The sequence below is a fragment of the Sunxiuqinia dokdonensis genome (assembly GCF_001270965.1).
In the GTDB taxonomy this organism is placed as follows: Bacteria; Bacteroidota; Bacteroidia; order Bacteroidales; family Prolixibacteraceae; genus Sunxiuqinia; species Sunxiuqinia dokdonensis.
Genome location: NZ_LGIA01000025.1, coordinates 22,727 through 38,806 on the forward strand (window position 1 = coordinate 22,727; position 16,080 = coordinate 38,806).

The 16,080-nt window shown below is 46.3% G+C and carries 17 protein-coding genes; 11 read left to right on the top strand and 6 right to left on the bottom strand.

The window, feature by feature from the left end:
• Nucleotides 1-130: 130 nt before the first annotated feature.
• Genes NC99_RS02855 through NC99_RS02865 form a run of 3 tightly spaced genes read left to right on the top strand, consistent with a single transcriptional unit; the run spans nucleotide 131 to nucleotide 2,231 of the window.
• Nucleotides 131-898 (top strand): polyphosphate polymerase domain-containing protein, encoded by a 768-nt coding sequence (locus NC99_RS02855; protein WP_053179657.1) that lies wholly within the window; start codon nucleotides 131-133, stop codon nucleotides 896-898.
• A complete protein-coding gene (locus tag NC99_RS02860) occupies nucleotides 877-1,557 on the top strand; it encodes a DUF4956 domain-containing protein (protein ID WP_204374881.1) in 681 nt (226 codons plus the stop codon). The genes NC99_RS02855 and NC99_RS02860 overlap by 22 nt, the downstream gene beginning before the upstream one ends.
• Before the next feature lie 2 nt (nucleotides 1,558-1,559).
• Entirely contained in the window at nucleotides 1,560-2,231 is a 672-nt protein-coding gene (locus NC99_RS02865) for a DUF2490 domain-containing protein (protein ID WP_162231125.1), read from the top strand.
• 15 nt (nucleotides 2,232-2,246) lie between these two features.
• On the opposite strand, the gene NC99_RS02870 is transcribed toward NC99_RS02865, so the two are convergent.
• The 4 genes from NC99_RS02870 to NC99_RS02885 form a co-directional block, all read right to left on the bottom strand.
• Entirely contained in the window at nucleotides 2,247-3,602 is a 1,356-nt protein-coding gene (locus tag NC99_RS02870) for a GntP family permease (protein ID WP_053179662.1), read from the bottom strand.
• A gap of 45 nt (nucleotides 3,603-3,647) precedes the next feature.
• Entirely contained in the window at nucleotides 3,648-4,781 is a 1,134-nt protein-coding gene (locus NC99_RS02875; protein WP_053179665.1) for a Gfo/Idh/MocA family protein, read from the bottom strand.
• Between the two features lie 85 nt (nucleotides 4,782-4,866).
• Entirely contained in the window at nucleotides 4,867-5,898 is a 1,032-nt protein-coding gene (locus NC99_RS02880) for a galactitol-1-phosphate 5-dehydrogenase (RefSeq protein WP_053179667.1), read from the bottom strand.
• 52 nt (nucleotides 5,899-5,950) lie between these two features.
• On the bottom strand, nucleotides 5,951-6,694 hold the full coding sequence (locus NC99_RS02885; protein WP_053179669.1) for a biotin--[acetyl-CoA-carboxylase] ligase: 744 nt from the start codon (nucleotides 6,692-6,694) through the stop codon (nucleotides 5,951-5,953).
• Between the two features lie 320 nt (nucleotides 6,695-7,014).
• Between NC99_RS02885 and rsfS the strand changes: the two genes are divergently transcribed.
• The 8 genes from rsfS to NC99_RS02925 all read left to right on the top strand — a co-directional run bounded on the left by rsfS (nucleotide 7,015) and on the right by NC99_RS02925 (nucleotide 13,992).
• Nucleotides 7,015-7,392 carry a ribosome silencing factor gene (rsfS, locus tag NC99_RS02890; RefSeq protein ID WP_053179671.1) on the top strand — a complete coding sequence of 126 codons (378 nt, stop codon included), beginning with the start codon at nucleotides 7,015-7,017 and terminating at the stop codon, nucleotides 7,390-7,392.
• 5 nt (nucleotides 7,393-7,397) lie between these two features.
• On the top strand, nucleotides 7,398-9,422 hold the full coding sequence (gene ftsH / locus NC99_RS02895) for an ATP-dependent zinc metalloprotease FtsH (protein ID WP_053179673.1): 2,025 nt from the start codon (nucleotides 7,398-7,400) through the stop codon (nucleotides 9,420-9,422).
• An 11-nt stretch (nucleotides 9,423-9,433) separates the two neighbouring features.
• Entirely contained in the window at nucleotides 9,434-10,069 is a 636-nt protein-coding gene (locus NC99_RS02900) for a LutC/YkgG family protein (protein ID WP_053179675.1), read from the top strand.
• Between the two features lie 11 nt (nucleotides 10,070-10,080).
• Entirely contained in the window at nucleotides 10,081-10,287 is a 207-nt protein-coding gene (locus NC99_RS02905) for a putative signal transducing protein (RefSeq protein WP_053179677.1), read from the top strand.
• Entirely contained in the window at nucleotides 10,284-11,099 is an 816-nt protein-coding gene (locus NC99_RS02910) for a phosphatidate cytidylyltransferase (protein WP_053179679.1), read from the top strand. The genes NC99_RS02905 and NC99_RS02910 overlap by 4 nt, the downstream gene beginning before the upstream one ends.
• 201 nt (nucleotides 11,100-11,300) lie before the next feature.
• Nucleotides 11,301-11,960: a phosphatidylserine decarboxylase family protein gene (locus tag NC99_RS02915; protein ID WP_053179681.1), complete on the top strand. Its 660-nt coding sequence runs from the start codon at nucleotides 11,301-11,303 to the stop codon at nucleotides 11,958-11,960.
• The gene (locus tag NC99_RS02920; RefSeq protein ID WP_053179682.1) at nucleotides 11,961-12,707 is read left to right on the top strand and encodes a CDP-alcohol phosphatidyltransferase family protein; all 747 of its coding nucleotides are present in this window, start codon (nucleotides 11,961-11,963) and stop codon (nucleotides 12,705-12,707) included.
• Nucleotides 12,708-13,332: 625 nt separating this feature from the next.
• Complete coding sequence (locus NC99_RS02925; protein ID WP_053179685.1) at nucleotides 13,333-13,992, top strand: hypothetical protein; 660 nt, start codon at nucleotides 13,333-13,335, stop codon at nucleotides 13,990-13,992.
• A gap of 47 nt (nucleotides 13,993-14,039) precedes the next feature.
• On the opposite strand, the gene argB is transcribed toward NC99_RS02925, so the two are convergent.
• On the bottom strand, nucleotides 14,040-14,810 hold the full coding sequence (gene argB, locus NC99_RS02930; RefSeq protein WP_053179686.1) for an acetylglutamate kinase: 771 nt from the start codon (nucleotides 14,808-14,810) through the stop codon (nucleotides 14,040-14,042).
• A gap of 202 nt (nucleotides 14,811-15,012) precedes the next feature.
• Nucleotides 15,013-15,963: an N-acetylornithine carbamoyltransferase gene (locus tag NC99_RS02935; protein WP_053179688.1), complete on the bottom strand. Its 951-nt coding sequence runs from the start codon at nucleotides 15,961-15,963 to the stop codon at nucleotides 15,013-15,015.
• Nucleotides 15,964-16,080 lie beyond the last annotated feature (117 nt).

A 16,080-nucleotide genomic window follows, 5' to 3' on the forward strand; every position in this document is an offset into this window, starting at 1 on the left:
CGCCCGATATCGGCTTAATGCACAATTTTGCCAAAAATGATGGCGCTGCTTTTTTATCTGCTTATATCTGCTTATTTTGTGCCGCTGTGTCGTAACCAAACAAGCCACAATCGATCTTAAGCTAATAGAAATGGATATGGAAGTAGTTTCGCGGTTTCAAGCCATTAACCTGGATGGTTTAAGTCAGGTTAGACTGATGGAGCGAACCGACCAAAAATTTGTGGTTCCGCTCAGGCAGCTCGCCAGCCTGCTGCTGGCTGTTGCGGAACACTATTACATTCTGGAGATTGATGGGGAACGGATGCTTGGCTACCAAACCCATTATTTCGATACCGAAAACGACCAGCTATACAAGAATCATCACAACGGAAAACTCAACCGCTACAAAGTTCGTAAGCGAACGTACCTCAACTCCCGGACAAGTTTTTTTGAAATCAAATTCAAAAATAACAAACGGAAAACATTCAAACGCCGAATTGAAACTGAACAAGACCAAACAACTTTGGATGTTGTGGAAAGAGCATTCGTGCGTCAGCATTCACCAATTGATCCGGCAGATTTGCATTTCAAGTCGATGAACCAGTTCAGCCGGATTACGTTGGCCGACAAACAATTCACCGAGCGTTGCACAATCGATGTCAATTTACAATTCAAAAGCCAACACCTGGCCACCGGACTGGATGAACTGGCCATTATTGAAATCAAACAAAACAACCACGCTAGATCATCTATATTGAACCGGCATTTGAACGAGTCCGGTTTTCAGCCAACCGGTTTCAGCAAATACTGCATTGGCCGGGCGCTGGCCGAAAATGATCTGAAGCAAAATGCCTTCAAACCTAAATTAAAACGACTTAATAAACTAACTAATCCACTATGTTATCATCCGTACTATTAGCCTCGCAGCTATTTGACTGGCTTGAATCGATCCGATTTCTCGACATTAAACTGATCAATGTAGAAGACTTTATTGAGCTGCTGGTCCGATTTGCATTCAATGGAATCGTACTCGTACTCATCATTCGCTACCTCTATGCCAGAAACTCCAATCGAAAAGACTTCTTTTTCAGCTTCTTTGCGGTGGGAATCACAGTCTTTCTACTCTGTTTTTTGCTCGAAAGCGTGAAACTTGAACTGGGATTTGCCCTCGGACTTTTCGCCATCTTCGGCATTATTCGCTACCGAACCGATCCCATTCCCATCAAGGAAATGACCTACTTGTTTGTCGTCATCGGAATTTCGGTTATTAACGCCCTGGCCAACAAAAAAGTGAGTTATTCGGAGTTGGTCATTACAAATGCGATACTGGTTGGCGGACTTTATTTGCTTGAGCGAATTTTAAGGCTTCGGCAAGAATACGAACTGGAAATCAGGTACGAACGCATTGAAAATATTCACCGCATGAAAGAAGAGGAATTGATTACCGACCTGCGTCAGCGAACAGGAATTGAAATTAAGCGGTATGAAGTTACACGCATTGACTTTCTGCGTGATGTTGCAAACATTACGATTTTTTTTGATCCCATTGAAAATCCACGCTATCAAATAAAGAAATGAATATGAAGCAACATAGCTTTATCCGCCTGGCTTCTACCTTAGCCTGTCTTGTAGTTTTAATCGTTGGCCCTTCAAGTGTTTGGGCGCAAGAGGAAACGGAGTGGAACACCTGGACCACCTTCGAGGTAAAAAAAGATATCACTGACCGTTTGAGTGCCTATCTGGCGCCGCAAATCAGGTTTGCCGAACAGTTTGAAGTGGATGAATATTTCATTCAGGCTGGCGTAGAGTACGATCTTTTTGATTTCCTGGAAGTCGGTGGCAATTACCGATACCTGATCAATGAACGTGCGACCAAGTCGACCGAATACTTTCATCGCGTGGCACTCGATTTGGTTGGAAAGCATGACATCGACCGCTTTGGATTGCAATTGCGGACCCGCTACACCAACTATGATGAATTGGACAACGACGAAGGTTTTAATGATGCCACCATGCGGTATCGTCTAAAAACCGATTACGATCTTCCAAATTCAAAATTCAAACCTGCTGTTGGTGCAGAACTCTTTCACGAGCTTCAGGATAAGGAAATCAATAAAATCAGGTATATGGCCGAACTGTCTTACAAAATCAATAAGGTTCACGACATCACAATCGGCTATCTACTCCATGATTACATGAACGAATATCGTCGGGCAAACATCCTTACGCTGGAATATCAAATTGATTTTTAACTAATTCAGGCATGCTTAAACCACAAAACTAAGGAGCAACACAAAGGTAAAACCAACGACCGAAATAATCGTTTCCATAATGGTCCACGATCGCAAAGTTTCCTTTTCGTTCATGCCCAGGTATTTTCCAACCAGCCAAAAGCCACTGTCATTTACGTGTGACAGAATGGTTGATCCGGCCGCAATGGCCAACACAATGAGTGCTTTGTCAATTTGAGTCAGGTCGAATATGGTAATCAACGGAGCCATAATTCCGGCAGCGGTAATCATTGAAACTGTAGCTGAGCCTTGAATGACGCGGACAACAACAGCAATGAGATAAGCCAGTACAATGGGCGGCATGGCTGATTCGGCCAACCGTTCGGCCAACATGGCACCAACCCCGCTATCGATCAAAATTTGCTTAAACACGCCTCCCGCGCCCGTCACCAAAATAATCAGTCCGGCGGGCCCCAACGCTTTGTTCGACAGCTTCATAATTTGTTCTTTGTTGAAACCTCGTCTAATTCCGAGAACATACATGGCCAGCAAGGTGGAAATGATGAGGGCAGTAAACGGATGCCCCAACAAACCAATGGATTGATAAACCACCTCATTTTGCAGAAAACCATTGTCATATAGCACTTCAGCAACCGAATTGCAAACAATCAGCAACAACGGCAACGCAATAATCAGAATGATAGTTCGAAACGAAGGCAATCCCTCCTGCACAGGCCCAGGCTCTTTTTCAGCAAAATAATCGGGTGCAGCAATGTGTATTTTTTGGCTGATGTACTTACCGAAAATTGGCCCGGCGATAATAGCGGTCGGCAGCCCAACGATAAATCCCATGATGATGATCCACCCCAACTGCACATCCAGGATTTCGGCCACGGCCACCGGCCCGGGAGTTGGTGGAATGAAGGCGTGGGTAACCGCCAGCCCGGCCAGCAAGGGAATCGCATAATAAAGAATGGAACGCTTGGCTTGTTTGGTGAGCTCGTAAATAATGGGAATCAGGATAATAAAGCCAACATCCAGAAAAACCGGAATGGCGACAATAAAACCAGTGAGTACCAAGGCCCACGAGGCTCGCTTTTCGCCAAAATGCTTCAGCAAATACTTTGCAATCGACTCTGCTCCGCCCGATGCTTCTAACATTTGGCCAAAAATAGCGCCCAGACCAACCACTGTGGCTACAAACCCCAGCGTATTGCCCATGCCATCCTGCATGCTTTTGATGATTCCGGTAAAGTCCATTCCGGTGACAATGCCGACAACGATACTCACAATCAGCAAGGAAATAAAAGCGTGTATTTTCAGTTTCAACACCAAAAACAGCAACAGAAGAATGGCAAAAGCAATTCCGACAAGGAGCAGTATTTCATTCATAGTTTTGTGGTTTGTTCGGTTTGTATTTTGTGTCTCAAGCAGTTTCTAACCAGTGATCCGGCCGTCCATATCATTTCCTGTGTCTGGCTTCAGCGGAAAGCGCACCGGTGCATTGTCGCGATTGGAGCGGTAAATCGCCGTAAAAAGCTCCACGGTTTTCCGTCCTTCTTCGCCTGTAACCAGCGGCTGACGACCGTCAACCAGAGCTTTCAAAAAATCATCAATCTGCAATCCAATATAATAGGAAGCCGCATCAATCCGGTTAAAAAATGCGCTGTCATCTTTTTTCCAGTTTTCAAGGAGCGATTCCTCACCCGGCACCGTCCAAATGTCATTCACTGGCGGCTTCAGCACCGACGACTGTCCGGCAATAAACATGGCCCCGCCTTCGGTTTGTGCACCCACGGATGCGCCGTTTCGTCCGTGAATATGGATTTTGCCATAAATGCCCGGTTTCTGCGAATTGCTCAAAATGATATTTCCAACAGCTCCTCCTTTAAACTGAACCACGGCCACAGCCGTATCTTCCACCTCAATGTAGGGATGGTTCAAGTTTCGGATCACGGCATAAACCTGCTCAATATCGCCCATCAGCCATTGAAAAAGATCCAACTGGTGCGGTGCCTGGTTAACCAAAACCCCACCCCCTTCGGTTTCCCACTTACCGCGCCAGGGGTCGCTGCTGTAATAGGCTTCATCGCGCCATCCCAACATGATGATGTGTCCAAGCGCCGGCTGCCCGATCTTCCCATCATCAATCGCTTTTCGCATGCGCTGCACCGGTTCATAAAACCGTCGCTGACTAATCACACCAAGTGTCACCCGGTTTTCTTTAGCGGCCTCCAGCATCGCATCACAATCTTCCAAAGTGCTGGCCATCGGTTTTTCAATCAGGCAATGCACACCGAGCCTGGCTGCTGTCACAACCGGATCGCGGTGATACGGATGCGGTGTGCAGACCAACAATGCCTCCACTTTTTCGTGCTTAATCATTTGTTCCAGATCGCCATAGGCTTTCACTCCATATTGGCTGGCAAACGCCTCAGCTTTGGAGAGCGTACGGCCACATACGGCCACAAAGTCGGAGTTCGAAGATTCAACCAGCCCTTGGGCATGCAAGTGGGCCACTTTGCCCGGCCCTACAATGGCTGTCCGTATTTTCTTCTGTTTTGGTTTCAAATTTCTTTTTTTAGTTCGAAGTTCATTTTTCGGGAAATTTTGAGTTTCGGGTATTTTCTCAACCTCACACCTTCACACAGTCCCGTCATGGTTTCAGAATCACCTTCACCAAACCTTTTTCCTTGTTATAAAGCCGGTTAAACCAATCAGCACCTTCGGCCAAGGGAGCTTCGGCGCTCACCAAGGCATTCACATCAACTTTTCCGTCGGCAATCAAATCCAGCACGGCCGGATATTCGCCACAAATGGCGCAACTTCCCTGCACCTTGATCTGCCGGGTAACCACCGACTGCAGTGGAAAGTCAATATTTGGTGATAAATTGCCCAGCAAAGTCACTGTTCCGCCCTTTCGAACACTGGCAACAGCCAACTGTACAGTTTCCGAAACACCAACTGCTTCGTATGCCTGATCTGCTCCGCGGCCATTGGTCAATTCCAGAATTTGCTGATCCAAGCCTGGCAATTGGCTATTAAAACAGTGAGTAGCTCCCAGCCTGGCAGCTAATGTCAACTTATCCTCATCCAAATCGATCGCCATGATTTTCCCGCATCCCGCCACTTTCAGCAACTGGATGACAAACAAGCCGATCATGCCGGCACCAACCACCACAACAGCATCGTTCACCTCTGGCTTTCCCAGCGAAAGGGCATGTAAAGCCACGGCCACCGGTTCAACCATGGCCGCTTGGGTGAAAGTTACGTTTTCAGGAATTCGGTATAGAATGTGCTGCGGAACGGCCACAAATTCGGCAAAGGCTCCATGCCTACGGTAATCATCGCAGGAAACCCCCAGCACCACCCGATTGTCACTCAGGTTGTACAATCCCTGGCGGGTGTACCAATCATCCAGCTGGTAAATGGTTGAATCGAAGGTCACCCGGTCGCCAACTTGCCAATTTTGAACGGAACTTCCTACGGCGGTGATTTCGCCGGACGCTTCGTGCCCCATAATGAGCGGCGGCTGACGTCGTCCCGTACTTCCATCCATGCCATGCACATCGCTGCCACAAATACCCACCGACTTCACCTTCACCAAAACTTCATTCGGCTCAACCTCAGGCTTTTCAACTTCCTTAAATTCAAACTGGTTGTATTTTTCAAGAACAAGTGCCTTCATCAATTTCGTTTGTTTAGGATTTTAAAGATAGGAAATGATTGCTAAACCTCTTTTACAAATAAGCCACCTCTTTGAAATGATAAGTGTGAACCGGGCCATCGCGTTCTTCTATTTTCAGCTGGCCAATTTCATTCACCCCAATGATTTTTCCGGTGTAGTGGTGCTTGTCATCTTTAAAAGGATGCCATTCTTCAAGTCGGTAAAGTTTTTGCTGAAATTCGATATCCAGCTCGTCGAAGTGTTCGGCAACCAACCGCTGATAGGATTGATCAAGTTGTTCGAGCAAACCGGTCAGCAGATCATCCAGGTCGTAATCAACACCGGTTAGCATTTTCAGCGAAACCGGATTGGGGGCATCAGACAAAAAACGGGTTTGGTTAATATTCAGTCCAACACCAATAATTGACTGGCTAATTCGTCCGTTCATGATGGCATTTTCAACCAACATCCCACAAATTTTTCGATCTGCCACGTAAATATCGTTGGGCCACTTTATTTTTACCCCTTCAGTAAACTGGCTTAAAAAGCTTTCTAGCCCCAAACACACGACTTTTGACAGCATGTACTGCCTTTGGATTTCGAGAAATGTAGGCTCCAAAAACACAGAAAAAGTCAGATTCTTTCCCGCTTCGCTTTCCCACCGGTTATTTAACTGTCCACGACCGGCTGTTTGATCGTATGCCAAAAAGACAGTTCCAGCTTCTATTTCATTATCACGCACTTGCCCGGTGGCATAGTTATTGGTACTTTCAGTGCGTTTAATTTTGATGATGGAATGACCGATATGTTGACACATGATTTGATGATTATTTTAAAACTGACAATAAAGCGACTTTATTAATTCTCAAGTGTTTATATTTATTCTAATTGATTCAGCACATATTGGCCGACAAAAAAAAACAATACTGATCGTTCCGTGTTATTTTAATCATGCTTTTTTCAGCAGTTTAACAGATCAAAACAAAATGAATTTTAATTCATGAACCGGCACAAAAACTTCATTGTTTTGTCCCCTTGTTTAAATCTAAAATAGCTGAGATAAACAATTGAACGATATGAACGAAAACCCATCAAAATAAGCGAAAAAATTTATCTTTGTAGTTCTAAAATGAATCTATGCATAAAACACCAACAGAAAAAAATAGTGAACAGCTGATTAATGCCATTCTGGAAGGAATTCAACGGATAAAGGGAATGGACATCATAAAAATCGACTTAACAAAAATTAATCATTCAGAATGTAATTATTTCATAATTTGTCACGGTAATTCAACCACCCAAGTGGATGCAATTGCGCGCTCGGTTGAAAAAACAGTTGAAGAGATGGTTGGAGAAACAGCCTGGCACAAAGACGGATACGAAAACTCGATCTGGATTCTTTTGGATTATGCTGATGTGATGGTACACGTCTTTCAACATGAAACCCGCAAATTTTATGACTTGGAGAACCTTTGGGCTGATGCAGCCATCGAAAAAATACAAACAGAAAATTAGACGAAATGGCAGAAAATAATAACAAGAATAAACAAAAACCAAACCTGGGAAATTTTGGAACCGGAGGGAAACCGCCCAAATTTAACCCGTACTGGATTTATGGAATTGTGATTGTCATCTTTCTCGCAATCCAATATTTTAGTTTTGGCGGCGGGCCGGTGAAAACCACCTGGAGCGAGGTGAAAAACACCATGCTTGCCAATCATGATATTGAACGCATTGTGGTTGTTAACCGCGACGAAGCCCAAGTGTATCTGAAAGAAGACAGCTACGACGACTATGCAGACAAACTCAACACAGGCTTTGGAGCGCCCTCCAAATTTGGGCCGCACTTCGTTTACACGATCGGTTCGGTAGAAACTTTTGAAGATAACCTGCAACAGGCACAAGCCAATTTTAACGATTCGGACAAAGTCCCTGTTGAATACAGCACCGTTCCCAATTATTTCGGCGACATTCTCAGCTGGGTACTTCCCTTCCTGATTATCATTGCCATTTGGTGGTGGATTTTCCGCCGCATGAGCAAAGGAGCTGGCGGCGGTGGCGGCGGTGGTAATATTTTCAATGTTGGAAAATCGCAAGCCAAAGTATTCGATAAGGATTCACGCGTCAGCACCACTTTTAAAGATGTGGCCGGCCTGGCCGAAGCCAAACAGGAAGTAGAAGAAGTCGTGTCGTTCTTGAAAAGCCCCGCAAAATACACCAAACTGGGTGGGAAAATTCCGAAAGGCGCCCTGCTTGTTGGCCCTCCCGGAACCGGAAAAACCCTACTGGCCAAGGCTGTTGCCGGCGAAGCCAATGTTCCGTTTTTCTCCATGTCGGGTTCCGATTTTGTGGAGATGTTTGTCGGAGTTGGCGCATCGCGTGTGCGCGACCTGTTCAAACAAGCCAAGGAAAAAGCCCCTTGTATTGTTTTTATCGATGAGATTGATGCCATTGGGCGTGCGCGGGGGCGAAACCCCAACATGGGATCGAATGACGAGCGTGAAAATACGCTGAACCAGTTGCTGACTGAGATGGATGGTTTTGACACCAACTCCGGTGTGATCATTCTGGCAGCCACCAACCGGGCCGACATGCTCGACCGCGCCCTGATGCGTGCCGGACGTTTCGATCGTCAGATTCATGTGGAGCTGCCGGACCTGAATGAGCGTGGTGAGATTTTTCAGGTTCACCTTCGCCCGATTAAACTTTCAAAGGACATTGACGCCAGCTTTCTGGCCAAACAAACTCCTGGATTTTCGGGTGCCGATATCGCCAACGTTTGTAACGAAGCCGCATTGATTGCTGCCCGTAAAGACAAGGACGAAGTAAGCCGACAGGATTTTCTGGATGCCGTTGACCGAATTATTGGCGGGCTGGAAAAGAAAAATAAAATCATTTCGAAAGACGAAAAACGCCGAATCGCCTATCATGAGGCCGGCCATGCCACCATTAGCTGGCTGCTTGAACATGCCCACCCGTTGGTGAAAGTAACAATCGTTCCGCGCGGAAAAGCGCTGGGCGCCGCCTGGTACCTTCCGGAAGAACGTTCGTTGACGACCAAGGAACAGCTGCTGGACGAAATGTGTTCTGCACTGGGTGGCCGCGCTGCCGAAGAAATCATCTTCGGAACCATATCATCAGGTGCCCAAAATGATCTGGAGAAAATTACCAAACAGGCCTATGCCATGATCAGTATTTTTGGAATGAGCCCCAAAGTTGGAAATGTCAGTTTCTACGATTCAACGGGCCAAAATGAATATGGCTTTACCAAACCGTACAGTGAAAAAACGGCTGAATTAATTGATGCAGAAGCCAAAGAGTTGATCGAGTCACAATACCAGCGGGCCCTTCAGGTACTTAAAGAACACAGCGAAGGCCACCGAAAATTGGGCGAGCGCCTGCTTGAAAAAGAAGTTATTTTTGGGGAAGACCTGGAAGAAATATTCGGCAAACGCCCCTGGGTTCGGGAAGAACTGACGGCAGAACAGCAAACTGTAATCGCGCCCAAACCAGCAGAAGAAGCGAATCCGGCAACCTCGGCCTAATTCACGTCACCATGAGTTCATCCAAAGAAAAAATACTGAAGCGTTTAACGGAAGCACAGAAAAGTCGGGGCGGGCAAATCACGCCTCTCCCCGATTTTCAAGCTCCGATTTATCTGCCATTCGAAAGCGAAATAGCAGAAAGCTTCAAAACCAACCTCGAATTGATTGGCGGGCAGGTTTTTCGAGTGAAGGATATCAACGAGGCAGTTGCGGAGCTGAAAAAGCTAGCCGATGCTGAAAAGCTGACAAACATCGTGTGCCTGCACCCGGAATTGCAAACAGCTTTAAGCGGTGAACTGGAGTTTGCAAGTTCAATGGATGATCTGCAACATATCGGTGTTGGCATCACAACCTGCGAATTTCTGGTAGCCCATCTGGGATCAATATTGGTGAGCTCGGCCTCGGAAACGGGCCGAAGACTCCATGTTTTCCCTGAAATACATGTGGTTATCGCTCACAGCGGCCAACTTGTCAACTACCTGGATGATGCTTTGGAGCAATTGGAAAAAAAATATCCGGAACAGCTTCCAAGCATGATGACCAACATCACCGGGCCAAGCCGAACGGCTGATATCGAGAAAACATTGGTGATGGGAATGCACGGGCCCAAAAAATTATTTGTACTTTTAGCTGACGAACCGTTTTAAAAAGCCAAACTATGGAAAAAGATTTAGTCATTGTCTATTCCTCCGACCAGGACTACCAGGTGCAAATCGCCAAAGAATTACTGGATGAAAATGAAATCGAATCTTTCACACTGAATCAGCACGATTCAGTCATCCCAACGATTGGAGTCATTGAGCTTTACGTCAACAAAAAAGATCAGGAAAACGCTGAGAAAATCCTCAAAAAGCTCAAGAATTGAAAAACCTTTTTGTCAGAACGCTTACCGGAATAGCTTTCACAGGGGTTGTCATCGGTAGTCTTTTGCTCAGTAAATATACCTTTGGTGTACTTTTTCTGTTCGTCATGCTTGTGGGTCTGCACGAATTTTTCAACTTCTTTAAAAATGCTGAAATTTCGCCAAACAGATGGCTGGCAAAAGCAATTGCCGTCGTGTTTTTCATCACCTTTTTCCTGGTCGGATCGGGTGTACTTCCACAAATAAGCTACTACTGCTTGATCCCTATCTTTCTGCTGGTTTTTATTTGTGAACTGTACCGCAAAAAAAGGTTTCCTTTTGAAAATATGGCAGCTGGAATTTTGGGACTCATCTACATCGCCCTGCCACTAAGTATGATTAGTCTGATGGTGTTTACGCCAAAACACGAGTACGACCCCTCGCTTTTGTTTGCACTTTTTGCCTTGATCTGGACCTACGACTCAGGTGCGTATCTGTTCGGAATGACCTTTGGCCGACATCGCCTGTTTGAACGAATTTCACCTAAAAAATCATGGGAAGGAGCAGTCGGCGGAGCCTTGTCAGCAGTTGCTGCCTCCTGGGCGATTGCACACTTTTTCATGCCTTCCATTGCACTGCACCATTGGATTGTTCTTTCCATCATCACCGTTATTTCCGCCACTTTTGGCGATTTAACCGAATCGCTGTTCAAACGCCAATTCAACTTAAAAGACAGCAGCAACTTTCTTCCCGGCCATGGTGGAATCCTGGACCGCTTCGACAGTTTGTTTTTTGCGGTTCCGTCGGTTGTCCTGTATTTCAAGCTTTTTATCTGAACAACAGCCCGTGCGCGGTGATCAGCAGCATTCGGCAAAGGCAGATTTTGTCTAATTCCTGACAGTAAAAACCGTTCAATTTACGCCACTACAATTAATTTCTGTACTTTTGCCCTCACACATCCGAATGCCGGGTACTGATCCAAGAACCGAACATCGGATAAAAGATTTTGAAAACAAGATATCTTATAGCTATTTGACATGATAAAATTTCATCCTGCAGGAAAATCGATCATCCGAAACACGATTCTGATCGTGGTATTATTGAACCTGGTTGGTTGGCTGCTACTTTCCTGTGTTGTAATCGGATCGGCTATTTCAGCCGTTTCGCTCATCCTGTTGATTCTGGTTTTACAGTTCTTTCGTTACCCGCAACGACAGGTTGCAACAAACCACAAAAACATTATTGCCCCTGCCGATGGCACCATTTGCCTGATTGAAGAAACTACCGAAACCGATTATTTAAACACCGTTTGCAAGAAGGTTTCAATCTTTATGTCGCCGCTGAATGTGCACATCAACTGGGTTCCGGTTCCCGGGAAAGTAAGCTTCCTCGAACACCGAAAAGGAAAGTTTTACGCGGCCTTTAAAGACAAGTCGGCCGATGAAAATGAACGGACCTGCGTGGCTATTAAATTAAACGATGGCCGCGAAATCATGGCCAACCAGGTAGCCGGAGCCATGGCGCGCCGCATTCTCAATTTTTTGCAGCTTGGTCAACACGTTACACAAGACATGGAAATGGGCTTTATCCGCTTCGGCAGCCGGGTAGATTTATACCTTCCGCTGGATACCGATATCCAGGTCAAACTGGGCGAAAAAGTCACCGGATCACAAACCATTATTGGAAAACTTAGTTAAATGAGACGAGTCAGCGAATTGTTCTTTTGGGTACCCAACTTCATCACCTCACTCAACCTGGCAGCAGGTAGTTTGGCCGTTTTTTTTGGTATTGAAGGTCAACTGGGATGGGCAGCAATCTTCATTCTGGCTGCTTCTGTGTTCGACTTCCTGGATGGACTGGCAGCCCGCTTACTGCGCAGCTATTCCGACATTGGCAAACAAATGGATTCGCTGGCCGACTTGGTATCCTTTGGACTGGCGCCCGCAGCCATGCTCTTTACCATGCTCGAACTGGCGCTTTTTGGCACGAACCAACCCATTTTCGAAATCGAAGCCACCTTCATGCAATGGGTTTTTCTCTTTTCCGTCTTGCTGGTTCCCATCGCCGGGGCATTCCGACTGGCCAAATTCAACCTGGATACCCGCCAAACCGAAAGCTTTCTGGGCTTGCCCATTCCGGCCAATGCCATTTTTTACGCCTCTTTGGGACTCATTCTTGAGCTGGGCACCAATTCGGTCGTCACAAACATCATCCTCAACCGCTTTAACCTGCTAACAGCCGTGGCCCTGCTGTGCGCCCTGATGATTTCAGAATTGCCCATGTTTTCGCTTAAGTTCAAAGGCCTGAAATGGCAGGGAAACCAGATTCGATACATCTTCGTAGCCATTTGCGCCCTGCTGCTGGCCACCCTGCAAATTTACGCCCTGCCACTGTTTATTGTCGGCTATATTTTAATTGCCCTGGTGCAGAAGCTGGTGGACTAACATACCGCAAAGGCATTATTGAACGCATTTTCAACCAGAAATTTTTGCGGGTATTCCAGTGAAAGCGTACACGCTATTATCCCAATCGACTTTTATCCGCCCATCATTTCCGTGCTGAAAGGATTGAATAGAACTTTTTTTGCCACACCAACATTCTTTCAAAAAACTACATTCATAATTGTTATCCTTTTAATAAAATTCTTTAAATTCGAACGAATGTTTTGTTCAGGAAGATAGACAAGTAGATGGCGCCGTGCATCAGCGGATTATAGGAACCCCTGCCGAGACACTCATCCAGCACCAGCACGACAAAAACAGGCAAAAAAAATAAATACCCGCGATGAGGAACGGGCCACCCGCCCTGAGGAGTACGAAAAACATGTTGAGGAACATATAAAGCACCATGAGGAACGTTTAAAGCACACTGAGGAATCCAAAAAGTAGCTTGAGGAACATAGAAAGCACGCTGAGGAGTATAGAAAGTAGCTTGAGGAGGAAACCAAGCACGTTGAGAAACAGAATTTTGATGGGGAGAAATGCAATACGCATGCCGGGAAGCAGGAAACAAACGGTTTTTGATTGGAAAATTACTTACTAATTTTTAATCTCAATAAAATCTGAACAGATGGCATTCAAAAAAAGAACCACCGAAGCCGCGGCGTTGGAGCAATACCGGGTTTCATTAGAAAACGTTAAAACGCAACCGACCATTTCCTCTACAATGACGGAATATGGGTATACCCCCGAAGTCATTGGTGTAGGCGAGAATCTCTTTGCAAACACCCTGCTGGTTTACAACTCGAATAAAACCGAGGATGACGAAACTTCTGCCGCCAAAGCAGTTTTTAAAGGAAAGCTAAACCTACTGACCAGCCTGTATCGGGCCCACCGGAAGAAAGCCAAAGTCGTTTTCCGAAACGATCCGGTAACCCTTAATCTCCTTGGCATTGGTGGTAGCCAGCCAGATTCATACGTAAATCGGATGGGAATGATGAAAAAGTTCTATGCCGAAATTTCGAGCAATGAAGAGCTGCGAACCAAGATCATCCGCCTAAAAGTTGCTGAAGAAGAATTCGGCCAGGCATCAAGCCTGATTGTTGAGACCGAAACGGCTCGTGCTGATTACCTTCGGGAAATTGGGGAGTCGGAAGATATGACCAAGCAAAAAGATACCGCCTTTGCCGAACTGGACGACTGGATGAGCGAATTTTATGCCGTGGCTAAAATTGCACTCGAAGATCATCCGCAATTGTTGGAAGCGCTCGGCTTATCCATAAGAAGTTAATAAAGGAATAAAAAAAACGATCCGGCCTCAGTCAGGCTGGATCTTTTTTAGTCACCTACCAGAGTGGTCCCCCCCTTTTGCAGTCCTTCGATATTGGTAATCCGAACCTGGTGCACGCCTTTGCTAATCGCATTGAAACTGTTATCCAGCTTAGGGATCATCCCCGTATGAATGGCGCCCGATACCTGCAAAGCTTTAAATCCGGCATGGTTCAGCGACTGGATCACCGAGTAATCATCATCCGCATTTTCGAGCACTCCAGGCTTTTCGAAACAATACACCAGTTCCACTTCAAAATAACGACTAAAACCAATGGCAGCCTCTGCCGCAATGGTGTCGGCATTGGTGTTCAGCAGTTGGCCTTTTTTATCGTGTGTCAACGGTGCCAGCACCGGCACCACATTTTTTTCGACCAAAAGCTTCAGCTCATCCACATGCACGGCAACCACATCGCCCACAAAGCCATAATCGATGTCTTTCACCGGACGTTTTACCGCCTGCATGTAGTTCAAATCGGCACCGGTAAGACCAATGGCGTTGATGCCGCTGGCCTGCAATTGTGCCACGATGTTTTTGTTGACCAATCCGCCATATACCATGGTCACCACTTCGAGCATGGCCTGATCAGTAATGCGGCGTCCGTCTACCATCTTGGTTTCAATGCCGAGTCGTTCGGCCATGGCCGTTGCCGAGCGGCCACCACCATGCACCAGCACCTTTAGTCCTTCCAACTGAGAAAACCGGTTCAACAAGTCTTGCAGTGAATCGCTTTCCTCAACAACTTTTCCGCCAACTTTAACCAGGGTGAGTTTTTGCATATCGTTTTAAATATCGAACAAAAAATAAGGAATAAGAAATCCAGAAGTCTCCGCCCTTCAATTTTTACATTTCTTATTTCTTGTTCGGTGTTTCTTATTTTTTTGATTGTTAGTCATCCTGAACTTATTTCAAAACCTCTATCGAAAAGCAGATCCCGATCCGGCAGTTGCCGGACGGGATGACGCTTTTTCAAAGGGTTTGCTATTTCATTTGATCCAACATCATCTTCAGCACGGCCTGTGCCGAGAACAGCCGGTTTTCTGCTTCAGGAACGACAATTGAATTGGGGCCGTCGATCACCGAGTCGCTCACAATCATGTTCCGGCGTACGGGGAGGCAATGCATAAATTTGGCGTTGTTGGTGACTGCCATTTGCCGGTCGGATACGGTCCAGCTGCGATCTTTCGACAGCACCTGGCCATAGTCGCTGTATGATGCCCAGCTTTTTGCATAAATGAAATCGGCGCCCTCAAAAGCCTTCATCTGGTCGTATTCGGGTTTCAGATCGCCCATAAACTCCGGTGCCAGTTCGTAGCCTTCCGGATGAGTAACCACCAATTCGTAATCGGTTTGGCGCATCCACTCGACAAACGAGTTGGGTACGGCCTGTGGCAAAGCGCGTGGGTGCGGCGCCCAAGTCATCACCACTTTGGGACGAGCCTTGGTTTTGTGTTCTTCAATGGTCAGGTGATCAGCGAACGACTGCAACGGATGACGGGTAGCCGCTTCCATACTTACCACGGGTACGCCGGCGTAATCAACAAACTGCTGGATGATCTTTTCCTGATAATCGTCTTCGCGGTTTTCAAACTTCGCGAACGACCGCACCCCAATGATGTCGCAATACTTGCCAATCACCGGCACCGCCTCGCGAATATGCTCCGGCTTATCGCCATCCATGATCACGCCCAGCTCGGTCTCCAACTTCCAACCGCCTTCGTTAATGTCAAAAACAATCACATTCATTCCCAGGTTAATGCCCGCTTTTTGGGTGCTTAGCCGCGTACGCAGGCTCGAGTTGAAGAAAACCAACAACAGCGTTTTGTTTTTTCCAAGAGACTGAAACTGATAAGGATCCTTTTTTAGTTGAAGGGCGAGTTTCAACGCCTCATCCAGGTTATCCAGGTCGTGTACTGATGTAAAGTGTTTCATAGTTAGATTAAATTCCAAGTTTTAAATTCTAAATTCCAAGTATTGAATACTACAACTGAGCCCCGTCATCCCGTCCGGCAACTGCCGGATCGGGATCTCTGTCATAAAGGGAAAGGC

Coding starts and splice junctions, on each gene's coding strand:
- NC99_RS02865 (WP_162231125.1), top strand. CDS start 1,560: ATGAAGCAACATAGCTTTATCCGCCTGGCTTCTACCTTAGCCTGTCTT.
- NC99_RS02870 (WP_053179662.1), bottom strand. CDS start 3,602: ATGAATGAAATACTGCTCCTTGTCGGAATTGCTTTTGCCATTCTTCTG.
- NC99_RS02935 (WP_053179688.1), bottom strand. CDS start 15,963: ATGAAACACTTTACATCAGTACACGACCTGGATAACCTGGATGAGGCG.
- NC99_RS02855 (WP_053179657.1), top strand. CDS start 131: ATGGATATGGAAGTAGTTTCGCGGTTTCAAGCCATTAACCTGGATGGT.
- NC99_RS02920 (WP_053179682.1), top strand. CDS start 11,961: ATGAGACGAGTCAGCGAATTGTTCTTTTGGGTACCCAACTTCATCACC.
- ftsH (WP_053179673.1), top strand. CDS start 7,398: ATGGCAGAAAATAATAACAAGAATAAACAAAAACCAAACCTGGGAAAT.
- NC99_RS02880 (WP_053179667.1), bottom strand. CDS start 5,898: ATGAAGGCACTTGTTCTTGAAAAATACAACCAGTTTGAATTTAAGGAA.
- rsfS (WP_053179671.1), top strand. CDS start 7,015: ATGCATAAAACACCAACAGAAAAAAATAGTGAACAGCTGATTAATGCC.
- NC99_RS02905 (WP_053179677.1), top strand. CDS start 10,081: ATGGAAAAAGATTTAGTCATTGTCTATTCCTCCGACCAGGACTACCAG.
- NC99_RS02915 (WP_053179681.1), top strand. CDS start 11,301: ATGATAAAATTTCATCCTGCAGGAAAATCGATCATCCGAAACACGATT.
- NC99_RS02860 (WP_204374881.1), top strand. CDS start 877: ATGTTATCATCCGTACTATTAGCCTCGCAGCTATTTGACTGGCTTGAA.
- NC99_RS02900 (WP_053179675.1), top strand. CDS start 9,434: ATGAGTTCATCCAAAGAAAAAATACTGAAGCGTTTAACGGAAGCACAG.
- NC99_RS02925 (WP_053179685.1), top strand. CDS start 13,333: ATGGCATTCAAAAAAAGAACCACCGAAGCCGCGGCGTTGGAGCAATAC.
- argB (WP_053179686.1), bottom strand. CDS start 14,810: ATGCAAAAACTCACCCTGGTTAAAGTTGGCGGAAAAGTTGTTGAGGAA.
- NC99_RS02885 (WP_053179669.1), bottom strand. CDS start 6,694: ATGTGTCAACATATCGGTCATTCCATCATCAAAATTAAACGCACTGAA.